General features: G+C 40.1%; 19 protein-coding genes. 11 read left to right on the top strand and 8 right to left on the bottom strand.

What is annotated here, in order from left to right; all coding sequences use genetic code 11:
* Positions 1 to 4: 4 nt before the first annotated feature.
* Positions 5 to 2509, bottom strand: a complete 2505-nt coding sequence (locus ACTF5Q_RS07980) for a GcvT family protein (RefSeq protein WP_438954098.1) — start codon at positions 2507 to 2509, stop codon at positions 5 to 7.
* A gap of 282 nt (positions 2510 to 2791) precedes the next feature.
* Between ACTF5Q_RS07980 and ACTF5Q_RS07975 the strand changes: the two genes are divergently transcribed.
* The 9 genes from ACTF5Q_RS07975 to ACTF5Q_RS07935 all read left to right on the top strand — a co-directional run bounded on the left by ACTF5Q_RS07975 (position 2792) and on the right by ACTF5Q_RS07935 (position 12331).
* On the top strand, positions 2792 to 3838 hold the full coding sequence (locus tag ACTF5Q_RS07975) for a rod shape-determining protein (protein WP_438954097.1): 1047 nt from the start codon (positions 2792 to 2794) through the stop codon (positions 3836 to 3838).
* An 18-nt stretch (positions 3839 to 3856) separates the two neighbouring features.
* Positions 3857 to 4783, top strand: a complete 927-nt coding sequence (gene mreC / locus ACTF5Q_RS07970) for a rod shape-determining protein MreC (RefSeq protein ID WP_438954096.1) — start codon at positions 3857 to 3859, stop codon at positions 4781 to 4783.
* On the top strand, positions 4776 to 5306 hold the full coding sequence (locus ACTF5Q_RS07965; protein ID WP_438954095.1) for a hypothetical protein: 531 nt from the start codon (positions 4776 to 4778) through the stop codon (positions 5304 to 5306). Before mreC ends, ACTF5Q_RS07965 begins: the two co-directional genes overlap by 8 nt.
* Positions 5307 to 5316: 10 nt before the next feature.
* Entirely contained in the window at positions 5317 to 7257 is a 1941-nt protein-coding gene (gene mrdA, locus ACTF5Q_RS07960; protein WP_438954094.1) for a penicillin-binding protein 2, read from the top strand.
* Positions 7254 to 8402 (top strand): rod shape-determining protein RodA, encoded by a 1149-nt coding sequence (gene rodA, locus ACTF5Q_RS07955; protein WP_438954093.1) that lies wholly within the window; start codon positions 7254 to 7256, stop codon positions 8400 to 8402. Before mrdA ends, rodA begins: the two co-directional genes overlap by 4 nt.
* Positions 8399 to 9331: a 2-hydroxyacid dehydrogenase gene (locus ACTF5Q_RS07950; protein ID WP_438954092.1), complete on the top strand. Its 933-nt coding sequence runs from the start codon at positions 8399 to 8401 to the stop codon at positions 9329 to 9331. Before rodA ends, ACTF5Q_RS07950 begins: the two co-directional genes overlap by 4 nt.
* Before the next feature lie 120 nt (positions 9332 to 9451).
* The gene (locus ACTF5Q_RS07945) at positions 9452 to 10111 is read left to right on the top strand and encodes a histidine phosphatase family protein (protein ID WP_438954091.1); all 660 of its coding nucleotides are present in this window, start codon (positions 9452 to 9454) and stop codon (positions 10109 to 10111) included.
* A 23-nt stretch (positions 10112 to 10134) separates the two neighbouring features.
* Positions 10135 to 11190: a saccharopine dehydrogenase gene (locus ACTF5Q_RS07940; protein ID WP_438954090.1), complete on the top strand. Its 1056-nt coding sequence runs from the start codon at positions 10135 to 10137 to the stop codon at positions 11188 to 11190.
* Position 11191: 1 nt separating this feature from the next.
* A complete protein-coding gene (locus ACTF5Q_RS07935; RefSeq protein WP_438954089.1) occupies positions 11192 to 12331 on the top strand; it encodes a saccharopine dehydrogenase C-terminal domain-containing protein in 1140 nt (379 codons plus the stop codon).
* Between the two features lie 23 nt (positions 12332 to 12354).
* Here ACTF5Q_RS07935 and ACTF5Q_RS07930 read toward each other — a convergent pair whose 3' ends face one another.
* The 4 genes from ACTF5Q_RS07930 to ACTF5Q_RS07915 are packed head-to-tail and all read right to left on the bottom strand — an operon-like array spanning position 12355 to position 16367.
* Positions 12355 to 13089: an SDR family NAD(P)-dependent oxidoreductase gene (locus tag ACTF5Q_RS07930; RefSeq protein WP_438954088.1), complete on the bottom strand. Its 735-nt coding sequence runs from the start codon at positions 13087 to 13089 to the stop codon at positions 12355 to 12357.
* A complete protein-coding gene (locus ACTF5Q_RS07925; RefSeq protein ID WP_438954087.1) occupies positions 13082 to 14323 on the bottom strand; it encodes an MFS transporter in 1242 nt (413 codons plus the stop codon). The genes ACTF5Q_RS07930 and ACTF5Q_RS07925 overlap by 8 nt, the downstream gene beginning before the upstream one ends.
* Positions 14320 to 15075: a DUF1365 domain-containing protein gene (locus ACTF5Q_RS07920; RefSeq protein WP_438954086.1), complete on the bottom strand. Its 756-nt coding sequence runs from the start codon at positions 15073 to 15075 to the stop codon at positions 14320 to 14322. The genes ACTF5Q_RS07925 and ACTF5Q_RS07920 overlap by 4 nt, the downstream gene beginning before the upstream one ends.
* A complete protein-coding gene (locus ACTF5Q_RS07915) occupies positions 15072 to 16367 on the bottom strand; it encodes an NAD(P)/FAD-dependent oxidoreductase (protein WP_438954085.1) in 1296 nt (431 codons plus the stop codon). The genes ACTF5Q_RS07920 and ACTF5Q_RS07915 overlap by 4 nt, the downstream gene beginning before the upstream one ends.
* A gap of 240 nt (positions 16368 to 16607) precedes the next feature.
* Between ACTF5Q_RS07915 and ACTF5Q_RS07910 the strand changes: the two genes are divergently transcribed.
* The gene (locus tag ACTF5Q_RS07910; protein ID WP_438954141.1) at positions 16608 to 17108 is read left to right on the top strand and encodes a sigma-70 family RNA polymerase sigma factor; all 501 of its coding nucleotides are present in this window, start codon (positions 16608 to 16610) and stop codon (positions 17106 to 17108) included.
* Between the two features lie 2 nt (positions 17109 to 17110).
* Positions 17111 to 17767: a ChrR family anti-sigma-E factor gene (locus tag ACTF5Q_RS07905; protein ID WP_438954084.1), complete on the top strand. Its 657-nt coding sequence runs from the start codon at positions 17111 to 17113 to the stop codon at positions 17765 to 17767.
* On the opposite strand, the gene ACTF5Q_RS07900 is transcribed toward ACTF5Q_RS07905, so the two are convergent.
* The 3 genes from ACTF5Q_RS07900 to ACTF5Q_RS07890 are packed head-to-tail and all read right to left on the bottom strand — an operon-like array spanning position 17756 to position 21452.
* Positions 17756 to 18535, bottom strand: a complete 780-nt coding sequence (locus ACTF5Q_RS07900) for an inositol monophosphatase family protein (RefSeq protein ID WP_438954083.1) — start codon at positions 18533 to 18535, stop codon at positions 17756 to 17758. The two genes, ACTF5Q_RS07905 and ACTF5Q_RS07900, sit on opposite strands and share 12 nt — an antisense overlap.
* A complete protein-coding gene (locus ACTF5Q_RS07895; RefSeq protein ID WP_438954082.1) occupies positions 18522 to 19871 on the bottom strand; it encodes a TldD/PmbA family protein in 1350 nt (449 codons plus the stop codon). Before ACTF5Q_RS07895 ends, ACTF5Q_RS07900 begins: the two co-directional genes overlap by 14 nt.
* Positions 19872 to 19922: 51 nt before the next feature.
* Complete coding sequence (locus ACTF5Q_RS07890; protein WP_438954081.1) at positions 19923 to 21452, bottom strand: hypothetical protein; 1530 nt, start codon at positions 21450 to 21452, stop codon at positions 19923 to 19925.
* Between the last annotated feature and the right edge of the window lie 113 nt (positions 21453 to 21565).

The following is a 21565-nucleotide window of genomic DNA, read 5'->3' as shown; positions in this document are numbered from 1 at the left end:
AACATCATCCGTTGCGAAGCTTTTCATTTTTTGGATCGTAAGGACTATCAGAAGTTACAACAGCATCCCACAAAGCATTCTGAATTTTAACTTTCAACTTTGTTCCTTCAATTGCGTAACTTGGCTTTACATAACCCATACCTATTGATTTTTCAAAAACAACCGAATAACCACCAGATGTTAATCTGCCAACTCTTTCAGTTCCGTCTTCAGTATAGAGCGCTTCTCGACCCCATGGATCTGCATCCACTGGGCCATCTATAAGAAAAGTAACACATTTTGACCTTATGCCTATTTTTTCCATTTGCATCTTACCATTAAAGTCTTTTGACATATCCACAAAGCGCGGAAGATCTGCCTCGAGCGGCGTAGCATCCCTGCCCAATTCAGTGCCAAATGCCCGATATGATTTTTCCTGTCGCAACCAATTTTGAGCTCTAGCTCCGACCCATTTCAACTCATATTTCGCTCCAGCACTCTTTAGTAAGTCAAAAAGGTAATTTTGCATTTCGATTGGATGATGCAATTCCCAACCTAATTCACCAGTGTAAGAGACTCGGATTGCATTAATTGGACACATTGCTAATTCAACTCTTTTAAAACTAAGCCAAGGAAACCGGGCATTTGATAAAGCAGTATCTTGGTCTTCGTCCCTAATAAGTTGGGATAAGAAATCACGAGATTTAGGCCCTGCTACAGCGAAAACACCCCATTGCGATGTTACATCCTGTATTTCAATATACCCAAATTCAGGACATTTATCTTCAGCACTCTTTATTAGGAAATCAGCATCATAGTCCGTCCAAGCACCAGCTGAAACAAGGTAAAATTCATCTTGCTTCAACCTAACTATTGTGTATTCCGTTCTTGTTGTTCCGGCATCTGTCAAAGCATATGTTAAATTAATACGGCCGACGTTTGGCAGTTTGTTACAAGTAAACCAATCCAAAAACCCCGATGCTCCCGGACCTTTTACAATGTGCTTTGTAAAAGCTGTAGCATCAATTATTCCCACGCCATTTCTGATTGCTTTTGCCTCAGCAAGTGCATATTTCCACCAGTTTCCCCTTCGAAAGCTTCTTGACTGAAGGTCAAAGTTTTCATCAGCACCAACAGGCCCAAAATAATTCGGACGTTCCCAACCATTCACCTGACCGAATTGTGCTCCTAGTTTTTTCTGCCGATCATACGCAGGAGCAGTCCTTAATGGCCTACATGCTTCTCTTTCCTCATCAGGATGGTGCAAAATATAAACATGCTCATAGCATTCTTCATTCTTTCTTGCAGCATACTCAGTGGTCATCCACTTCCCGTACCGCTTAGGGTCTAATGAAGCCATGTCGATTTCAGCCTCACCCTCAATCATCATCTGTGCTAAATAATAGCCGGTTCCACCAGCCGCCGTGATACCAAAACTAAAGCCTTCAGCGAGCCAAAGGTTTCGCAAACCGGGCGCTGGACCAACAAGAGGGTTCCCATCGGGTGTGTAGCAGATCGGACCATTAAAATCATCCTTTAGGCCTACCTCTTCAGTAGAAGGTATTCTATGGATCATTGATAAATATTCTTGCTCAATGCGATCTAAATCTAGAGGGAATAGATCAGCTCTAAAACTATCTGGCACCCCATACTCAAATCTAGCAGGTGCATTTTTTTCATATGGCCCAAGTATCCAGCCACCTCGCTCTTCACGTACATACCATTTGGCGTCTGCATCCCTCAAAACTGGGTGTTCCGAATTACCTAACTCCCTAAATTTAACTAATTCTTTATCTGGCTCAGTAACGATAAATTGATGCTCAACTGGTATCGCTGGAATTTTAATTCCTAATAAAGCTGCAGTCCTTTGTGCATGATTGCCTGTTGCAGTAACTACATGCTCAGCAGTAATTGTAATTTTTTCATTGCTTTGGACTAAATTACCGCCCTTTTCCACCATTTTACTACAAATTATCTCCCACTCAGACCCCGTCCAATGATAAGAGTCAACCTGTAGTTTGCGCTCTATAAATACACCTCTTTGGCGAGCACCTTTTGCCATGGCCATAGTAACGTCCGCAGGGTTTATATAACCATCTGTTGGATGATAAATAGCCCCAACTAAATCTTCTGTACGGACTAAGGGCCAGCGATCCTTGATTTGGTTTGGCGTCATCCATTCAAATGGCACACCACAAGTTTCAGCTGTAGAAGCATATAACATATACTCGTCCATTCTATGCTGACTTTGAGCCATGCGGAGATTTCCAACCACTGAAAAACCTGCATTCAACCCAGTTTCGGCTTCAAGCGTTTTATAAAATTCGACGGAATATTGATGAATATGCGTTGTTGCATAGGACATATTGAATAAAGGAAGGAGCCCTGCGGCATGCCATGTTGAGCCAGATGTCAATTCGTCCCGCTCTAATAGCATGACATCATTCCAGCCCCCTCTAGCTAGATGATAGGCAATAGATGTTCCGACAGCACCACCACCAACTACAACTGCTTTAACATTGGTTTTCATTATTCTCTCCTACCGATAATATTTCTCTAGCATTATCTTGTGTTAACACCGAACCCAGCCGACATTAAAAATCAAAAATACGACGTATGCCCTTTTATTGACGAATATAATTACTATCAGGTCAGCATTTATTTCTAATGATATTAATTACTTAACGTATGTAAAATAATCTGTCTCTTATTAGATAAACCTTTATCTAAATGCAGTTGATGCGTATAAGGTTAGTTTAAAGACTTGTATAAGAATCATACAGGATAAAACTTTTAAAAAAGGCGCGGGTTTATGGTTGGGTTATCAAGTATCACCGGTATTTTATCGCAGGATATGGCAATAGATTTGGGAACCGCGAATACATTAGTTTATGTAAAAGGCAGAGGTGTCATCTTATCCGAACCATCAGTAGTCGCCTACCATGTTAAGGATGGTGGAAAAAAAGTTTTAGCCGTAGGCGAAGATGCAAAATTAATGCTTGGACGCACTCCAGGCAGTATTGAGGCCATACGTCCTATGAGAGAAGGAGTAATAGCAGATTTTGATGTGGCTGAAGAAATGATAAAACATTTCATAAGGAAAGTGCATAAGAGATCAACATTTTCTAAGCCAAAGGTTATCGTTTGCGTACCACACGGGGCGACACCTGTGGAAAAAAGAGCCATACGCCAGTCAGTTCTTTCGGCGGGCGCAAGAAAAGCAGGATTAATCGCAGAACCCATAGCAGCGGCTATCGGTGCAGGCATGCCAATAACTGATCCAACGGGAAATATGGTTGTAGATGTAGGCGGAGGAACAACGGAAGTAGCAGTGCTATCACTGGGTGACATAGTATACGCTAGATCCATTCGTGTTGGTGGCGATAGGATGGATGAAAGTATTATAAATTATCTTCGAAGACACCACAATTTGTTGGTTGGGGAAAGCACGGCAGAGCGAATAAAAACATCAATTGGAACAGCACGGGTTCCAGATGACGGCAGAGGTTCATCTATGATGATTAGAGGGCGTGATATTTTAAATGGTATTCCAAAAGAAATTGAAATCACCCAATTACATATCGCAGAGGCGTTAAGCGAACCTGTTCAACAAATTTGCGAAGCCGTAATGACAGCGTTAGAAACAACCCCACCTGATTTAGCAGCAGATATCGTAGATCGCGGTGTCATGCTTACTGGAGGCGGCGCATTACTTGGGGACTTGGACCTTGCACTTCGAGAAAGGACAGGCCTTGCCGTTTCAATAGCTGATCAAAGTTTAAATTGTGTAGCTCTTGGGACTGGAAAAGCTTTAGAATTCGAAAAGCATCTACGACATGCAATAGATTACGATAGTTAAAACGAGTAAATTCATCTTTTGAGTAATGATAGACAGACGCAGACCGACTACTTTGCACCTATTCGCAGGGCAATAACTGTTATTTTGCTTTTAGGTCTCTTCGGGCTTTTTGTTTTATGGAGAATAGATAGTCCTAGAGTTGAAAAATTCAGGGCTTTGGTAATCGACACATTCGTACCTAGTTTTGAATGGATGTTGCGTCCAATGACATCAGTCGTAAAACTTGCGCAGGATTACCAAAGCTATGAAAAACTTTTAGAACAAAATAAAGAATTAAGACGAGAACTACAACAAATGAAAAGCTGGAAAGAGGCAGCTTTGCAATTAGAACAAGAAAATGCGCGTTTACTGGATCTTAATCAGCTAAGAGTCGACAGCAAACTGACGCATGTTAGTGGTATCGTAGTCGCAGATAGTGGATCGCCCTTTCGTCAATCAGTTTTATTAAATATTGGCTCAAAAGATGGTATACAAGATGGTTGGGCTGCTATGGATGGTTTAGGTTTAGTCGGTCGAATTTCCGGTGTTGGTTCTTCGACAAGTCGCGTTATTTTATTGACTGATAATGCGAGTCAGATACCCGTTATCATTCAACCTTCTGGACAACAGGCTATACTTATGGGCGATAATTCGTATGCTCCACCAGTTGAATTTATAGAGAATGTTGAATTTGTTCGTCCTGGAGATAGAATTGTAACATCTGGGAGGGGAGGTGTTCTTCCCGCAGGGCTTCTGATTGGCACTATAGCCTTGGACCCTAATAATAGACTAAGAGCAAGGTTAGCCGCTGACTACGAAAGATTAGAGTTCCTGAAGGTGCTGCGGGATTATGGTACAGAAAAAATAGATAACTTCGGAAATTTGGTAACCCGAAAAGAAATAGAAAGTGGCGTTTCCACCACTACAGAAACTTCTGAGACAGTAAATGAGGGTTCCAGTGAGTAACATTCCAAGCGAACGCATATGGATTTACCGTATAGTTTTCATAGCAATCTCTATTTTTCTCGTTTTGACTAATCTAATGCCGCTTCAAACAATGCCTCAAATCTGGCCTTGGCCAAATACTCTTTTGCTCGTCATATTCTGCTGGTCATTGCGAGAGCCAAATTTTGTGCCAATTCCACTAATTACATTTGTCCTTCTTTCCCAAGACTTTTTACTGCATCGCCCACCAGGATTATTTTCAGGAATAACCATTCTAATACTAGTTTGGATAAAGGCTATAACAGCTAGCACCGACGACAAATCATTTCTAGCTGAGTGGATGCGAGTAGCGTTGGCTTTTGCTGCTATTTCATTAATCAATCATTTAGTACTATCACTATCACTTGTGGCGACAACGGAACTGAGAATAAGCCTGATCCAAACAATATTTAATATTTCTACCTATCCGTTTGTTGTTTTGATTTCACATTATATATTTCGTGTGAAAAGACCATATTTTACCAGGAGTGGGCGCGTAATCTAGAGATTTGAACATGTGGCAAAAATCTAATTTAGTTTCATATCGACATTTTCGCACAGGACGACGTGGCTTATTAGTTGGTGGCCTGCAGCTTGGCTTTTGCGGATTATTGGCTTGGCGGATGCACCAACTTCAAGTTGAGAAAGCAGAAAGCTTTCGACTTGTTGCAGATGAAAATAGGATAAACGTTAGGCTAATCCCAAACCAAAGAGGCGAAATCTATGACAGAAATGGTGTCAAATTAGCAGAAAACGAGGCGAGCTACAGAGTTACAATGGTCGCAGAAGATGCGGGTGATATAGATTTAATTTTAGAACGCCTGTCAAAACTTATAAATTTATCCACTGAAGATATTGAACGTTCCAAAGCAGAGCTTCAAAGAAGTGCAAAATTTCTACCTGTAACAATCATTGATAGACTGGAAAAAGACGATATTGCTAAAATTGCAGTTAATGCCCCAATGCTGCCTGGCATTAACCCAGAAATAGGCTTCTCAAGAATTTACCCTTTAGGTGAAATTTTTGCACATGTTGTTGGATACGTAGGCCCAGTAAGTAGCCGTGATCTCGAAGTACGAGACGACCCTGATCCACTTTTAAGAATACCCAGATTTCAGATTGGGAAGGTTGGAGTGGAAAGAGAATTAGAAAGTACTCTTCGCGGTAAGGCAGGAACAAAAAGGGTAGAAGTAAACGCCCTTGGTCGGGTGATGAGAGAAATAGAGCGAAAAGAAGGATCTAAAGGCGCCAACTTAAAACTGACATTGGATACGAATTTGCAAGCATATGTACGAGCTAGGTTGGGGACTGAGAGTGCTTCAGTCGTTGTGTTAGATTGTAAAACCGGGGAAATTTTGGCTATTTGTTCATCTCCTGCTTACGATCCAAATAAATTTGTCCGCGGGATTTCTTTTGATGATTATGGTACATTAAGAGATGATAATCGTAGACCCTTAGCTTCAAAGACAGTTCAGGATGCATATCCACCCGGTTCTACATTTAAAATGGTCACCGCCCTTGCAGCACTTGAAGCAGGAATTATTGATCATAGAAAAAAAATTAGATGCAATGGACACGTAGAAGTCTCAAATCGAAAGTTTCATTGCTGGAAAGCAGATGGCCACGGCAACGTAGACTTGGTAAAATCCCTCAGAGAAAGTTGTGACGTATATTATTACGAATTAGCTCAAAAGGTGGGGATTGAGAAAATAGCCGAGGCAGCTCGTATTCTAGGTTTAGGACAATCTTTCAATATCGAAATGTCCGCCGTTACATCGGGTATTGTGCCAGATAAAATTTGGAAACAAAAAACTCGGTCTAACGAATGGGTTGTTGGTGATACTGTTAACTCATCAATAGGTCAGGGGTACGTACTATCATCTCCTTTGCAGCTTGCCGTTATGATTGCGCGCATCGCAACTGGCCGTGAAATTTTACCAAAGCTTATTAAGTCAATAAATGGAATTGAGAATGAAAGGATACAAGATAAGCTAAAGCTAAACAGAAATAACTTACACCTTATAAGAAAAGCTCTTTTTGAAGTAACTAATGATAAAAGAGGCACCGCTTATCCCGCAAGAGTTTTAGATAAGAAAAGTGAAATTGTTGGCAAATCTGGCACATCACAGGTTAGAAATATTTCTTCCGTTGAGAGGACCCTAGGGGTTCTGGAAAACAAAGATCTACCTTGGGAGCAACGTGACCATGCCTTGTTCGTGAATTACGCGCCGTATGATGATCCAGAAATAGCTGTATCAGTTGTCGTAGAACATGGTGGTAGTGGATCGACTGTTGCTGCACCCATTGCGAGGGATATTACGCTCCAAGCCATTTTCAAAGGTACGCCGCCTATAACCGCATACCCTGTCGAAGATCGAGCCAGAATTTATAATCAGCAACGCGAACTGAAGAAATTAATGCCAAAAACGACAAATTCTTCGAAAGTTCAGGCATGAGCTACCTTGAATACCGAGTTAAAACAGTACCGACAGGATGGAGAAAAGTTCTATTTATTAATTGGGGCTTGATAGTATTAATAATTGGTGCTGCCTTTTCTGGTTTTGTAATGCTTATCTCAGTTGCTGGTGGAAGTTTGGAGCCATGGGCATCAGCTCAAATCCAAAGATTTTCAATTGGCTTGCTCGCGATGTTTATAATCGCCATGACACCCATTTGGATTTGGCGAAATGTTTCGGTCCCAATATATATAGTTGCTCTTTTACTACTTTTACTCGTCGAGTTCTTAGGGCGTACCGGAATGGGCGCTCAGAGGTGGATAAATTTAGGATTCATCAACTTACAACCATCAGAAGTGGCAAAGGTAGCATTAGTAATGCTAATGGCGGCTTACTATGATTGGCTCCCGACTGATAAAGTATCAAAACCACTTTGGGTCTTAGTTCCAGTAATTTTTATATCTTTACCCGTTTTACTCGTTCTCCAACAACCTGATCTTGGCACCTCAATTCTATTACTTATATCAGGCGTAATTGTGATGTTTCTTGCAGGTGTGCACTGGGTTTATTTTGGGACAGTCATCGCGCTATCAAGTGGCGTTGTTGTAGCACTTTTCAAAAGCCGAGGTACAGACTGGCAATTACTTCAAGACTACCAATTTTTAAGAATTGACACATTTTTAGACCCCGAAAAAGATCCCTTAGGAGCAGGATATCACATTACTCAGTCGAAAATTGCCTTGGGCTCAGGCGGTTGGACTGGGAGAGGTTTCATGGAGGGAACTCAGTCTCGCTTAAATTTTTTGCCCGAAAAGCATACTGACTTTATATTTACAACTATTGCTGAAGAGTTCGGTTTCATTGGAACAATCTCGATTCTAGCAATTTATGTAGGAATTATAATTTTTTGTTTGCACTCCTCGTTGAGACACAAAGAAAGGTTTTCGTCACTATTATCCCTGGGCCTCACGGTAACATTTTTCTTATTTTTTGCAGTGAACATGTCTATGGTCATGGGCTTAGCACCTGTAGTGGGAGTTCCCTTACCTCTAATTAGTTATGGGGGATCTGCTATGTTAGTTCTGATGGGTGCATTTGGTTTAATTCAGTCGGCTCATGTCCACAGACCAAGAGGAAACATATGACGATCAAAATTTTATTTTCAGCAAATGAAGAGAATTGGAAACGTTATAAAGCACCACTGCAAGACGCACTTGATGACAAATCTTTAGATTACGAATTAGGAACAAATATCACACCAAGTGAAGTGGATTACATAATCTATGCTCCGAGTAGCTCTCTGCAAGATTTTTCACCATATACCAAACTAAAGGCAGTTTTGAACTTATGGGCTGGAGTGGAGGGAGTCACAAACAATAAAACGCTAAAGGTACCACTAGCTCGAATGGTCGATTCAGGTTTGACTGATGGAATGGTAGAATGGGTTACCGGGCACACCTTACGTCACCACCTTGGAATCGATAAACATATTCATGGCCAAGATGGTATATGGCGTTCATATGTTCCACCACTAGCAAAAGACCGCGTTATAACAATACTGGGATTGGGCACTCTCGGAACTGCATGCGGAATAGCTCTGAAAAGACTAGGATTTAATGTTCGCGGATGGTCTAGGAGAGAGAAAAGAGTAGATGGCATTCTATGCTTTTATGGTGATGAGCAAATCGATTCATCTTTAATGGATGCCGACATAGTAGTTTTGCTGTTACCAGATACACCACTGACTCAAAATATATTAAATCAACATACACTTAATCTTTTAAAACGGGGTGCTTTTGTACTAAATCCAGGTCGTGGTCCGCTGATTGATGATGATGCTTTACTGGCGGCATTAGACAGTGGTCAAATTGAGCACGCCACATTAGATGTTTTCAGGATTGAGCCCCTTCCCCAAAATCATCAGTATTGGTCGAATAATAAAGTTACAGTCATACCTCATAAAGCATCCGAGACAAGACCAAAAACAGCGTCACAAGTCATTTCCATGAACATAGAAAAAGCAGAAAATGGTGAAGAACTACTATATTTGGTTGATAGAGAGAATGGTTATTAACCAGGGCTAAATATCACCAAAAGGTTGCCAAATCAGCATTTATGTTGTTGTCTCTATCTTTTAAAAATTCACACGAACTTTATACAAATAATTAAAGCAAGTTTTATACGGTCAATATAAATGGTTCAAATTTTCTTAGTACGCCACGGGCAGGCTAACTCTGAGGCTAAAGATGAAATATCTTACGACAAGCTGAGTTCCTTAGGAAAAATGCAAGCCGGATGGTTGGGACAGTACTTTAAGAAAAATGAATTTTCCTTTGATGCTTGCTTCAGTGGGACCCTTTTTCGTCAGAGAGATACTGCAGATTTATTGGAGACTCATAATCAAGAAGAAATAATACGTGATCCCAGGTTAAATGAGATCCAATACTATACCTTATCCACACTGGTAGAAGAACAATTTGGCAAACGACCACCAAAGTCTGGTCTAGATTTTGAAGAACACTTTGAGTTTATTATGTCAAAATGGAAAGCCGCTGAAATAGTAAATGCACCCGAGCCTTATGTTGATTTTGTAGAAAGAGTATCCCAAGTTTCTGATGTTCTAAAAGACAGTGGAGACCGGGTTCTAGTCGTTACTTCTGGAGGTATCATCGCGAAAGTTCTTCAAAATTGTTTGGATTTGAGTGATAGCTCTATGATAAAATTCCTGCTAGCTTCAATGAATACGGGAGTAACGACTCTTAATTACTCGAATGGTCAATTTAATGTAGAACAAGTAAACTCTCTACCACATTTGGATCATTTTAGCAGAATTAAATCCCGAACATTTTTCTAATATCCCAAGGATTTACAACCTAAATGACGCATATTTTAGTACGATCAGAGTGTAGAGAAAACGAAAAAAGAGTTGGTATTACACCACTAGAGGCTGAGCACTTACTAAAAAAGGGTATTAAAGTTTCAATAGAGGACAGTAACTCACGAATTATCCCTAGTTCAAAATATCATGACGTAGGATGCGAGATTCTCGAAGAAAAAAGTTGGCCAAATGCACCCTTGGAAACAATCATATTTGGTTTAAAGGAGCTACCAGATGAACCGTTTCCACTAAAACATCGGCATATTATGTTTGGTCACGCATTTAAAGACCAACCAATGGCTGAGACTTTGTTAAAAAGATTTAAAGTTGGTGGCGGTGCTTTGTACGATATTGAATACTTGGTAAGTCCTGCAGGCAAGAGAGTAGCTGCATTTGGGTATTGGGCTGGATATGCTGGTGCAGCAGTAACAATATCATGCTGGGTTTCTCAGAAGTCAAAAAAAAGGTCAAAAGTTTTTACCACCTATAAGGATAGAGATAGCTTGGATGAACAAATAAGAAGTGAACTAGAAAGTAGCAAACTCTTACCAACAAGTGCGATTGTTATTGGAGCCCTTGGCCGAGTTGGTAGCGGCGTTATAGATCTCTGTGAAAAGATGAATATCAAGACAACAAAGTGGGATATTACGGAGACAAAAGAAAAAGAGGCGTTCTTTGATATCTTGAACCATGATTTGTTCTTCAATTGTGTTGTTGCAAATAAAGAAACACCAACCTTTATCTCAGAGAAAATAATTCAACAAAATCAAAACCTCAGCATAATAGGAGACATAGCTTGTGATCCTGGTAGTGAGCATAATCCTATTGCTTTATACGATTCTGTAACAACTTGGTCAGAGCCAGTAACTCGCGTAAGTGAAAAACCTATTTTAGACGTGATGGCAATTGATAACCTACCTTCACTTCTCCCCTTAGAAAGCTCTGTAGATTTTGCATCTCAGCTATTGCCAAGTTTATTGGATTTAGACAGACTAAATCAGGGCGTTTGGTTAAGAGCACATCAAACTTATTTAGAAAATGTGAAGCGAGTATAAAATGACAGTTCATTGGTGTGGAGCAGGTTTATCAGCAATTCCAGGTCTAAGGAGACTAATAAAAAATGGGTATGATGTAGTTGTCTGGAACAGAACACTTGACAAGGCTAATGCTGCCGTTGGAGACATTACGAACAATATTAGAGAATTTGACAAAAGCTCACTTCAAGATTGTTTAAAAGAAAACGATATTATCGTATCCATGCTGCCAGCAGATTGGCATGTGCCTTTAGCTTCATTGGCAATTTTAAAAAAGGCTCACTTTGTTAGCTCATCCTATATAGCACCCGAGATGCGGATACTTGATAGTGAATTCAAGAAAATAAATCGAGTTTGCATCAATGAGATAGGTTTAGATCCGGGAATTGATCACTTAATGGCTCACAAACTAGTTAGTGATTATCGCCAGTCCAAAGAATATAATATCGAAAATGAACTAAGCTTTCTCTCTTATTGTGGAGGTATTCCAAAATTTGAAAATGCGTTTAAATACAAATTTAGTTGGTCGCCATTAGGTGTATTAAACGCACTAAAGTCACCATCTAAATCAATACGTGATTTCAAAGAGTTTAACGTGGACCGCCCATGGAACGCAATTTCATCTTATCAGGCACCACTAGAAAAAGCAGAAACATTTGAAGTATATCCTAACCGAGATAGCCTACCTTTCATGGAGGATTATAAATTTGACCCCACTTGGAAGGTAAAAAACTTTGTGCGAGGAACCCTCCGCTTAAATGGATGGAGCTCTGCATGGCAAGATATTTTTAGTGAGATAGAAGGATTATCAGGAAAAACCGGTGATCATCGCTTGAAAGAAATGTCAGATCAATTATGGAATGATAATGCCTACGAAAAGAATGAGCCAGATAGAGTAGTTTTATGTGTTTCACTCAAAGCGGAAGTTGAAAACTCAGTTAAGTGGCACAAAACATTCGTTATGGATGCTTGGGGAAATGGTGGGGAAAGTGCTATGTCAAGGCTTGTGTCACAGCCAGTATCTCTTGCAGTTGAAGCAGTCATACAAAAAAAGCTTGAGGCAGGAGTTCAAGCTGCACCAAGCAATATAAATATAGTAGATAATTGGTTGTCAATAATCGATGAGTTAGCCCAATACCTAAATATTATTGAGCATAATTGATACAAACAAAACAGATATCCTGTCTAACTGAAAATTTTGAAATATAACCAGTCAGGAAAGTTTTTTATAATTTTACTTATTATTGAAAAAATACGCGGAAATGATGACTGAAAACGATTAGATCTCATATGCATTACTGAAAATTGTGCAGCTTCCTCTGGTGTCATGACGTATATTTTTTTATAGGGGTTTTTATCTGTCAGCCTAGTTTTAATGTATCCAGGGTTTAAAAGCTGAACATCAATATTACTTTTTGAAAGATCAATTTTCAATGTTTCTGCAAGAGACATTAAACCTGCTTTTGAAGCACAATACCCTACTGATCCCGGCAAACCGCGGTAACCAGCAATACTCCCAGTCAATACAATATGACCAGACCCTTGTTTCATAAATTTAGGAACCAAGTGAGCCAAACACCTCATTGCTCCAACCAAGTTTACATCGACCATTTCCTCGGCTTTTTCTCGATCCCATGAAGAGGCGCTCATGTGCCAGTAAACTCCGGAAACATATATAAAACCATCTAAAGTTCTGGGCAGTTTTCTGTATGCGCTCCTGACACTGGATTCCTTTGTAACATCCATAGGCAAAACTAATGAACTAGACCCAATTTCTTCAGATAATTCAATAAGTCTTTCTTCATTCCTGGCGGAAATAATAACTTTAGCGCCTACTTCAGCCAACTGGATTGCTAAAGCTCTCCCCAAGCCCTCGCTAGCACCAACTATCCAATAAGTCTTGTTCTGGAGGTCACGCATGAGAAATGAGCCCCTCACCGCGAATAAATTTGAAAAGTAATACAATGGATATGCATTTCAGCATACAAGGTAAAATCGCATAACCGAACGTAAGAGCGAACAAAGCATTTTGAGAATTTGGGCCACTTGAATTAAACCCAACCAGTCCAAGTAATGGTAACGCTCCTATTGCTGCAAAGGCTAAAGTTGATTTTGACACAAAATTCCATAAGCTAAAGCCAAGGTCCGGCTCTATTTTGCTACTTTCTATCTGACGAGCAAATAACACTGGCAATAAAGCTAGATCAGCACCCACAGTTGCGCCACTTAATAAACAAATTAAAGAAAATGTTAGGATATCTCCCTCCGACAAGAATGAGGCCCCAAAAAATGAAAGAATGGATAAAACCATTGAAACTCTCAAAATGTTAAAAACACCATGAACATCAGCTAATTTTGTCCACAACGGTGTAGCTATTGCTGCCGCCAAAAAGAATAATATTAGAAATATTCCTGCCCAATCCGGAGCGTTTAAACGGCTCTCAACAAAGAAAAGAAAAAGAGTGGAACTAAGAGCGACAGGACTTGAGTTCACCAGAGCAAGTACCAATAACTTTCTTAGTTGTAAATCTTTGGTTGCACTAAGCAAGCTTAGGAAAGAATTAGTTTTCCTTTCGAATTTATCAACAGCAGGAAATTGAGGCCAAACGTATACGAGGGCTGCCACAGCCATCACACAAAAAAATATCGCAAAGTATGCATATCCATCGTCTACGAAAAGAAGAAAAAAGGTAGGCAAAATCGCAGCTACACAAATTCCTAGCGTGGTTCCAACTTCACGCCATCTTGCCAAACGTATCTGGTCGTTTGCCCCCAGATTTATTAAACCCTGGGCGTAAGAACGAATATACGCAAAACTAAAACCAGTAAAAACCATAAAAAGTGATATAAAAAACCATAATGATGGCGATATTGGGCTTTTTATTGCAAACAACATTATCATCCCAACGGACATTGCTGCTACAGCTAATGCAATTGGTAGAGCCCCAAAACGTGTAGTTTTGGAAGCGATAATACCCAGTAAAGGGTCTTGAAAAACATCAATAAGCCTTAATATGAACATTATAAAGCCCATGGTAAATAAGCTTATTCCATATACATCGACAAAATATTTAGGCGCATGTATGTATACAGGTAGGCCAGCCATGCCAATCACGAAAGCAAGGCTTGAAAAGCGGTGTGTAGCCTGCCTCATTGAGTAACATCAATTTTAGGCGGTTCTGGCCGAGTTCGATAGCGTGCGCCCTTCCACCAGAGCTTTAGTGCTTGCCAATGTATTAAACCTAGTACTCTTCTAGACCCTAGAGGGCGAAAAATTACCGACTTTATTATTCCCAGGTTGGTTAATTTCCGCCTAGTTCCAATAAGATTAGTTTTTATTCCACCACTGCGATGATTCAGATCTATCCAAATGCCAATTTTATCCTGCCTAATGTCAAAGCGAAATTCGTATTGACCTTCAATCGGCTGAAAAGGCGAAACATGAAAAATCTTCTGAGCGTTTAAACGATCTTTGGGAAGAATTGCTGAATGATCCTTATTGTAAGAAATATACCAATGCCTATCACCAAACGTATTCGTAACCTCTGAAATCACGGCTAAAAGACTGTTGCTTTTTTTATAGCAAAGCCAAAAACTTACAGGATTGAATACGTGGCCTAGGATTCTAGGTTGAGCCAGTAAAAATATTTTTTCAACGCCTTTAAGATCATAGCTCGCGAGGACCTCACGAACCCAATCACTACTTCTGCCAGCACCTGGCGGACCACCATAATCACTATCTATAATACCAAAAAAATTTCCAGTAGTCCTGGAAAACAAAGCTGGGCCTCGCGCATTTTCGTCAAGATCAAGCAGCACAAATCCGACTTTATATTTGAAAGCGTTTTTTAAGTCACCCAATCTTCCATGCCATGTGAAGCCATCTACGTAATCTACGTTGGTCATTGTGCTGCAATCTTCACGGATATTCTATCTGAAAACTTATCTACAACGTCTATTGCCGAAGCTAACCCATCTTCGTGGAAACCATTCTTCATCCATGCTCCACAGAACCAAGTATTCCGCTGACCATTAGTTTCCGCAAGATCTTTCTGAGCTTCCAGTGCAGGTAAATCATAAACGGGATGCCTAAAGGTAACCTCATCATAAATTTTATAAGGATCAATTTTATTTTTTGAATTCAAGGTCACAAACATTGGATCGACCTCAGGAATTGGTTGAAGAGAATTCATCCAGTATGTTAACCCTATTGGGCCCAATGATCTTTTCTTATCCTCTGTGTATACCCAACTTGCCCAACAATTTTTACTTTTTGGCATCACGTTTTCATCATGATGTAAGACTGCCTGGTTGGACTGGTACTTTATAGCATCCAGTGCTTTAGACTCACGCTGGTCTGCATCTACGAGTATTTTTAATGTATCATCGCTGTGGGTCGCAAAAACGACATGATCAAAATATTCGAAGTCACTTTTCTGACTGGAAATCTGAACCCCTAACGGGCCTCGTTTAACTTCTTTAATTGGATCACCCAAACGCAATGCAACGTTCCTCTCAACCAGCTCTCGATTAAGTCGCTCCACATATTGGATCGATCCACCCTTTACAGTGAACCACTGGTGTTGCCCAGTGCGATTTAAAAGCGCATGATTTTCGAAGAAGTTAATCATCGAGTGAGCCGGAAAATCAAGTATTTTGTCTTTGGGTGTCGACCATATGGCGCCTGAAAAAGGAAGGAGATAGTAGTCCCTAAACCACTTACCTGTACCCAACTTGTGCAAAAGTTCTCGTATTGTCATTGACCTGTCAGTTGCTAAAGCCACTGCTTTTTTATTGAACTTCAGTATGTCCATTAACATTTTTAAATAATTAAAGTTTTTGAGATTTCTTGGCTGAGCAAATAGGGATTGGAAATTGCGTAATCCGTATTCAATTTCACCACCTCGAACAGATGCGCCAAAACTCATGTTACTTTGACAAATTGGAACATTTAATTCATCAAAAAGAGCCATTAGATGAGGATAATTTATTTTATTGAACACTATAAAACCTGTGTCTACAGGTTGGTTGCCACGCTTTCCAGCAAAGACAGTTCTAGCGTGACCACCTAGTCTGACTTCACTTTCGTATAATGTTACTTTACCGAAATGGGACAGCTGATAAGCCGCCCCCATACCAGAGATGCCACCCCCTATTACTGCTATTCTTAGTGGGCTAGGCGTTGTAATAAAATTCATATTCGTCTCCGGTAGTTTATTTATAAGTACGGCTCCGGACACAATTTGGATGAAATAAAAGTTTTTGATCCAAATCACAATTTTTAACGAATAACTGTTATGTTGAAATTAATTGACGATATCGAAAATCCTTACTCGCCATCTGGCGACAGGGGTGGTAGAATTTCAGTGCACTCTACTGGGATGGGACCACGGATATTGAGCGACAACAAAGGTCATGATTGGGAAGAACTTCTGTTAATGGTTAGCAACGACAAAGACAGGGTTGCTTTTAGACAACTGTTTAACCACTTCGCTCCAAGAATAAAGTCATTCTTGATGAAAGCGGGAGCAGATCCAACAATGGCTGAAGAATGTAGCCAGGAAGCAATGGCAACCGTTTGGAATAAAGCACAACTCTTTGATCCAGCCCGGGCAAGTGCATCGACATGGATATTTACAATTGCTAGGAATAAAAGGATTGACGCTATCAGAAAAATTCGCAGGCCTGAACCTGATGAATTAAATTGGCCCGATGAAATCGAGCCGGCGCAAGAAGATGCTTTAGAACTTAAACAACAATCTGAAATTTTAGCAGATGCCATTCAAAATTTGCCTGACAAACAGCGCCAATTGGTTGAAAAAGCTTTTTTCAAAGAATTATCGCACAGCGAAATAGCATTAGAAACAGGATTGCCACTTGGCACAATTAAATCCAGAATTAGATTAGCCTTAGAGAGATTGCGTCATGCAATGGGATAAATATGAAAAACGATAGAAAAATTGAACACCATTTAAGCGAAAACTTATTGATGAGATATTCAAATGGGACACTGTGTGAAGCTTTCTCACTTGCAGTTGCTACTCATATTTCAATGTGTGACGATTGCAGAGCTGCATTAGAAAGTTATGAAGCCGTCGGTGGAGCATTGTTGGATGTATCTGAACCAGAAGAGATGAGTGATGATAGCTTTGAAAACGTCATGGCATTGATTGAAAGGGAGCCAGCGCAAGCGGCACAGGTAACCGTGCGTAGTGAATCTGATATACCGTCAGCTCTGAGCGACTATATCGGTGGATCTTTGAAAGATATAAAATGGCGGCCAATAGGGTTAGGCGTAAAGCAGTCTCTACTGAAAACATCTGGAAATTCGACAGCTAGATTGCTTTACATTCCTGCAGGTACTGCAGTACCCCACCACAGTCATAATGGGAATGAGCTTACACTTGTGCTTAAAGGAGCTTTTGAAGACGAAGTCTCTCGGTTTGGTCCCGGTGATGTAGAAATGGCAGATGAAGATCTTGATCACCAACCAATCGCTGTGGACGGTGAAGACTGTATTTGTCTGGCTGTTACAGATGCTCCATTGAAGTTTCAAACACTTGTACACAAATTAGTGCAGCCGTTTCTAAAGATTTAAGGCAGAGCCTACCTGTTCAACCACTAGTCTGTTCCCAGCTATTATGCCGCTGGTTTTTTGTCTTTTAGTGTTAAAAACAGGCGTTGATAAGCAGCGGTCTACTACAACGCCACCCGACTCATTAATTAACAGTGAGCCAGCACATACATCCCATTCCCAAGAATCTCTCAATGTCATCATTGCGTGGTATCTTCCCTGGGACACGCTGGCCATTCTGAATGCAATCGACGGTTTATGTTCTCGATTAAATTTTGGCTTTAAATTTGCCTTCCAGATTTTATCATCTTCGACGACTTTAGCAGCAATTAAGTCGATCACACCAGATTTACTTGGCGCTTTTATATGAAGTCTCTCACCGTTTAACCATGACCCTCCACCAAGATAAGCAGAGAATAAAAGGTCTTGTTTTGGTACATATACAACTGCAGCACTCACTTTACCTTTTTTTACGACGGAAAAAGAATGTGACCAGTTGTTACCACCTTTAATATAATCCCTAGTTCCATCAATGGGATCAATTACAAAAGCACAATTTTTCTCATAATGAGGAATATCGCTGGTACTTTCTTCACATAACCAACCATAATCTGGCCTGGCCGAAGTTAAATATTTAAAAAGCATTCTATCTATTTCAATATCTGCCTGTGTAACTGGTCCGGCACCACCCTCTTTTTCCCAGACTTTAAGCTTTCTAAATTCATAATTTTTCGCAAGTTTACCAGCTTTTTTTGCTGCAGTTATAAGGAGATTAAGATCAGGATCCTGCAAGGGTCATACTCTCAACTAATATCGAAGGAACAACATATGAAAGATGCTTTTTAGCATCATTTCCCAATATAATTCCTTTGAGCATGTCTCTTAAATTTCCTGCAATTGTGATTTCACTAACTGGATAACAAATTTGACCATCCTCCACCCAAAACCCAGATGCGCCCCGGGAGTAATCACCAGTATTAGCGTTTATTGTTGAGCCAATTAAGGACGTAACAAGCAGACCAGTCCCCATCTCCTTCAATAAATTATCGTGGAGATCTTCTCTAGAACTGAGCTCAATATTCCAATTTGTTGGTGACGGATTCGAACTAACGCCCCTTGCGGCGTTTGCAGTTGGCTTCATGTCTAATTTGCGTGAACTGGCCAGATCCAATGTCCACTCGTTCAAAATACCATTACTCACAATCTCACGCTTCTTTGTTGCCAAACCCTCGGAGTCATATAATCTAGAGGCTCCACACCTTAATCGATGCGGATCTTCAACCAATCTACATGTTTTAGGCAACACTTGTTTGCCCAATGAGTCTTTTAGCCAACTTGATCCTCGGGCGATTGCTGCACCGTTTATAGCACTAAGAAAATGACTAACCAGACCTGATGAGATACGTTCATCATATAGTACGGGATAGTTACCAGTAGTCGGCCGTCTGGGTTGCAAACGCTCTGCTGCTCGCAATCCAGCAGTTCTACCAATTTCCTCAGGTGACCTTAAATCAGATTGATAAACTCGGATGTCCGCATCATAATCACGCTCCATATCTGAGCCTTCACCGGCAATCGCAACGCAGGAAACCGAGTGGCTTGATCTTTCATAGTTAGCAGTAAAACCATTACTGGCAGCCATAAAAACAGAATATTTTCCATAGGATGCTGAAGCATCTGACACCTTAGAAATTCCACTCACTTGCAAAGCAGAGGCTTCCGCTCTTTCAGCCTCTTCCTGTAATTTAGATGGAGATGGTTCAGGCGCGGGGTCACAAATCTCCAAGCCAAACAAATCTGTCTCTTTAGTTAATTGATCAACATTTGCCAAACCTGCATATTTGTCTTCTGGAGCATCCTTTGCCATGGCAATTGCACGCTCTACCATAAGATGAAGCGTATCCTCAGATATATCTGAAGATGAGACGATTGCTTGCCTTTTCGAGACCAACACACGTAGACCCACCTCTGTACCTTCGGCTCTATCAGCATTTTCCAAAGCCCCTTGTCGAACATCAACATTTAGAGATTGACCTTTAGTGGCTATAACATCTGCCTCATCTGCCCCCATCAATTTAGCTTGGTCAAGCAGTTTCTGAGTAACAAAATCAAGAGTATCATTAGTCATTTTAATCATACCGCCATGTAGGGTTGGAGTGCTTTAATTATAAAGCTAGAGTTACCTCAGCCTTTGTCCATTGGCTAATACTTGACCAAGACTATTAAACTCTATTTTCGAGGTTAACTCATCGTCACCCGTTGGTATGGCAAACATACTTAGCATCATTCGAGCACCCATTCCTGTATCAGGGTCAATAAACCCACTGTTTATAAATTTATCAACTAAAGCATTGACACCGGACAAAACAAACTCAGCTGATCCAACTGGCTTAGGATATCCATCGTAGGTAATGAGATCCTCATTATCTAAAGTTAGCTTTCCCTTTCCTCGTAAAGACGTGCCCATAACAGAAAGATCTAATTTTTCAAGATGGATTTCCTCAATTTCAAGAGGAATTTGACTTGAGTAATTCTCTTCATAAAAGTCAGTACTCAACTCTGTTAGATTTTCAAACAAGTCAGCTTTACCAGATAAAAAAATCTTAGCATTTATTGGACCATTTGAAAGTTTATTACTCGGATCGAACAGCCCCCATAAATCTTGTGCAATAAGCAAATCCGAAATACCAAGTCTTACACCAAAATTCTGTGGCTTATTTTTATTTAAAAGCGGCAAAGTAATTCCATAATTGGCATTTTTTACAGATATATCAATTGGAATTGGCAATACAGATGCACTCAACTTAAGAAGCCCGTTTGAGAAATATGCATCAAAAATAAGTCCATCCTCTGTAAGGCTACTACTAACATTAGACTTCTCTGATGCCAATCTACCCTTAAAATTCCCGTCTGGGCTTGAAAGATCGAACTCAACAGAGCCCTTTCCAACACTATAAGAGCCTAAAGCATTGTAACCATTTTCTAATAGAAGTTGTAAATTTGCGGAGTTGGATGATACTGAATTATCTTGTCTCGAAACAACTAGTATATCTTCTAGTTGATAATTTATCAGTCCTGTCATTTGCTCATCTGGTACATCAAAGTTTAAGAATAATTTTACAAAATCTGCTTTAAATGAACTTTTTGGATTATTTTGCTTTGTTCCCGCAAACGCTTGAGTTGATTTTAAACCGTCTAAAGTTATCCGCGCTTCAAATAGTTCATTGCCTTGATATCCTGATGACAACTCGTATTCGTTTAATTCAACACCCAAGAGAGAAGAATTTATCTGGAAATCGGGTGCTCCAACTTTTCCACTTATGATCATATTTGTATTGTCGCTGAGAGGCTTGATAACAAAAGATGAAACCCCATTCCCTTCATATACTTTTATCGTTATTTCTTGATCATAATCAGGCCGAATTTCCACCGACCCGTCACTTCTTTCGAAAAGCGCAATATCTACTAACTCAATTTCTAACCTTTCAAACTCGTTATTTTCTGAAGCTTTGTTAATTAAAGAAAATTCTTCAATATTAATGCCTTCTGCACTTTGGTTTATTATAGCAGAAATTTTAAATCCGTTTTCTGATGCGATTTGCTTTATCTCATCCCAAACAATTGTTGCAGTCATTTGTGCATAAGTTGGAGAGTAGGCAAACGTACAGATTACGAAAACTATACCAGTGAAGAATTTCTTAGATATCATCATATTTCTTTTAAAAACATATGCTTTAATCTGGGGTTTGCTTAGTCTATCGTCAACCCAGATACGTGTAATTAGAAAACAAATTGGCCAAAAAATGAACTTAAGTGGGAAAA

Origin of the sequence: Candidatus Salinivivens marinus (assembly GCF_965655845.1) — a bacterium.
Taxonomy (GTDB): Bacteria; Pseudomonadota; Alphaproteobacteria; order Rhodobacterales; family Rhodobacteraceae; genus Salinivivens; species Salinivivens marinus.
This window is presented reverse-complemented; position numbering and strand designations above follow the sequence as displayed.

Bases quoted from the DNA above. Each gene is read 5' to 3' on its own strand.
- ACTF5Q_RS07975 (WP_438954097.1), top strand. From the start codon at position 2,792: ATGGTTGGGTTATCAAGTATCACCGGTATTTTATCGCAGGATATGGCA.
- rodA (WP_438954093.1), top strand. From the start codon at position 7,254: ATGAGCTACCTTGAATACCGAGTTAAAACAGTACCGACAGGATGGAGA.
- ACTF5Q_RS07890 (WP_438954081.1), bottom strand. From the start codon at position 21,452: ATGATATCTAAGAAATTCTTCACTGGTATAGTTTTCGTAATCTGTACG.
- ACTF5Q_RS07895 (WP_438954082.1), bottom strand. From the start codon at position 19,871: ATGACTAATGATACTCTTGATTTTGTTACTCAGAAACTGCTTGACCAA.
- mrdA (WP_438954094.1), top strand. From the start codon at position 5,317: ATGTGGCAAAAATCTAATTTAGTTTCATATCGACATTTTCGCACAGGA.
- ACTF5Q_RS07980 (WP_438954098.1), bottom strand. From the start codon at position 2,509: ATGAAAACCAATGTTAAAGCAGTTGTAGTTGGTGGTGGTGCTGTCGGA.
- ACTF5Q_RS07940 (WP_438954090.1), top strand. From the start codon at position 10,135: ATGACGCATATTTTAGTACGATCAGAGTGTAGAGAAAACGAAAAAAGA.
- ACTF5Q_RS07905 (WP_438954084.1), top strand. From the start codon at position 17,111: ATGAAAAACGATAGAAAAATTGAACACCATTTAAGCGAAAACTTATTG.
- ACTF5Q_RS07935 (WP_438954089.1), top strand. From the start codon at position 11,192: ATGACAGTTCATTGGTGTGGAGCAGGTTTATCAGCAATTCCAGGTCTA.
- ACTF5Q_RS07950 (WP_438954092.1), top strand. From the start codon at position 8,399: ATGACGATCAAAATTTTATTTTCAGCAAATGAAGAGAATTGGAAACGT.
- ACTF5Q_RS07920 (WP_438954086.1), bottom strand. From the start codon at position 15,075: ATGACCAACGTAGATTACGTAGATGGCTTCACATGGCATGGAAGATTG.
- ACTF5Q_RS07930 (WP_438954088.1), bottom strand. From the start codon at position 13,089: ATGCGTGACCTCCAGAACAAGACTTATTGGATAGTTGGTGCTAGCGAG.
- ACTF5Q_RS07925 (WP_438954087.1), bottom strand. From the start codon at position 14,323: ATGAGGCAGGCTACACACCGCTTTTCAAGCCTTGCTTTCGTGATTGGC.
- ACTF5Q_RS07910 (WP_438954141.1), top strand. From the start codon at position 16,608: ATGGTTAGCAACGACAAAGACAGGGTTGCTTTTAGACAACTGTTTAAC.
- ACTF5Q_RS07915 (WP_438954085.1), bottom strand. From the start codon at position 16,367: ATGAATTTTATTACAACGCCTAGCCCACTAAGAATAGCAGTAATAGGG.
- ACTF5Q_RS07945 (WP_438954091.1), top strand. From the start codon at position 9,452: ATGGTTCAAATTTTCTTAGTACGCCACGGGCAGGCTAACTCTGAGGCT.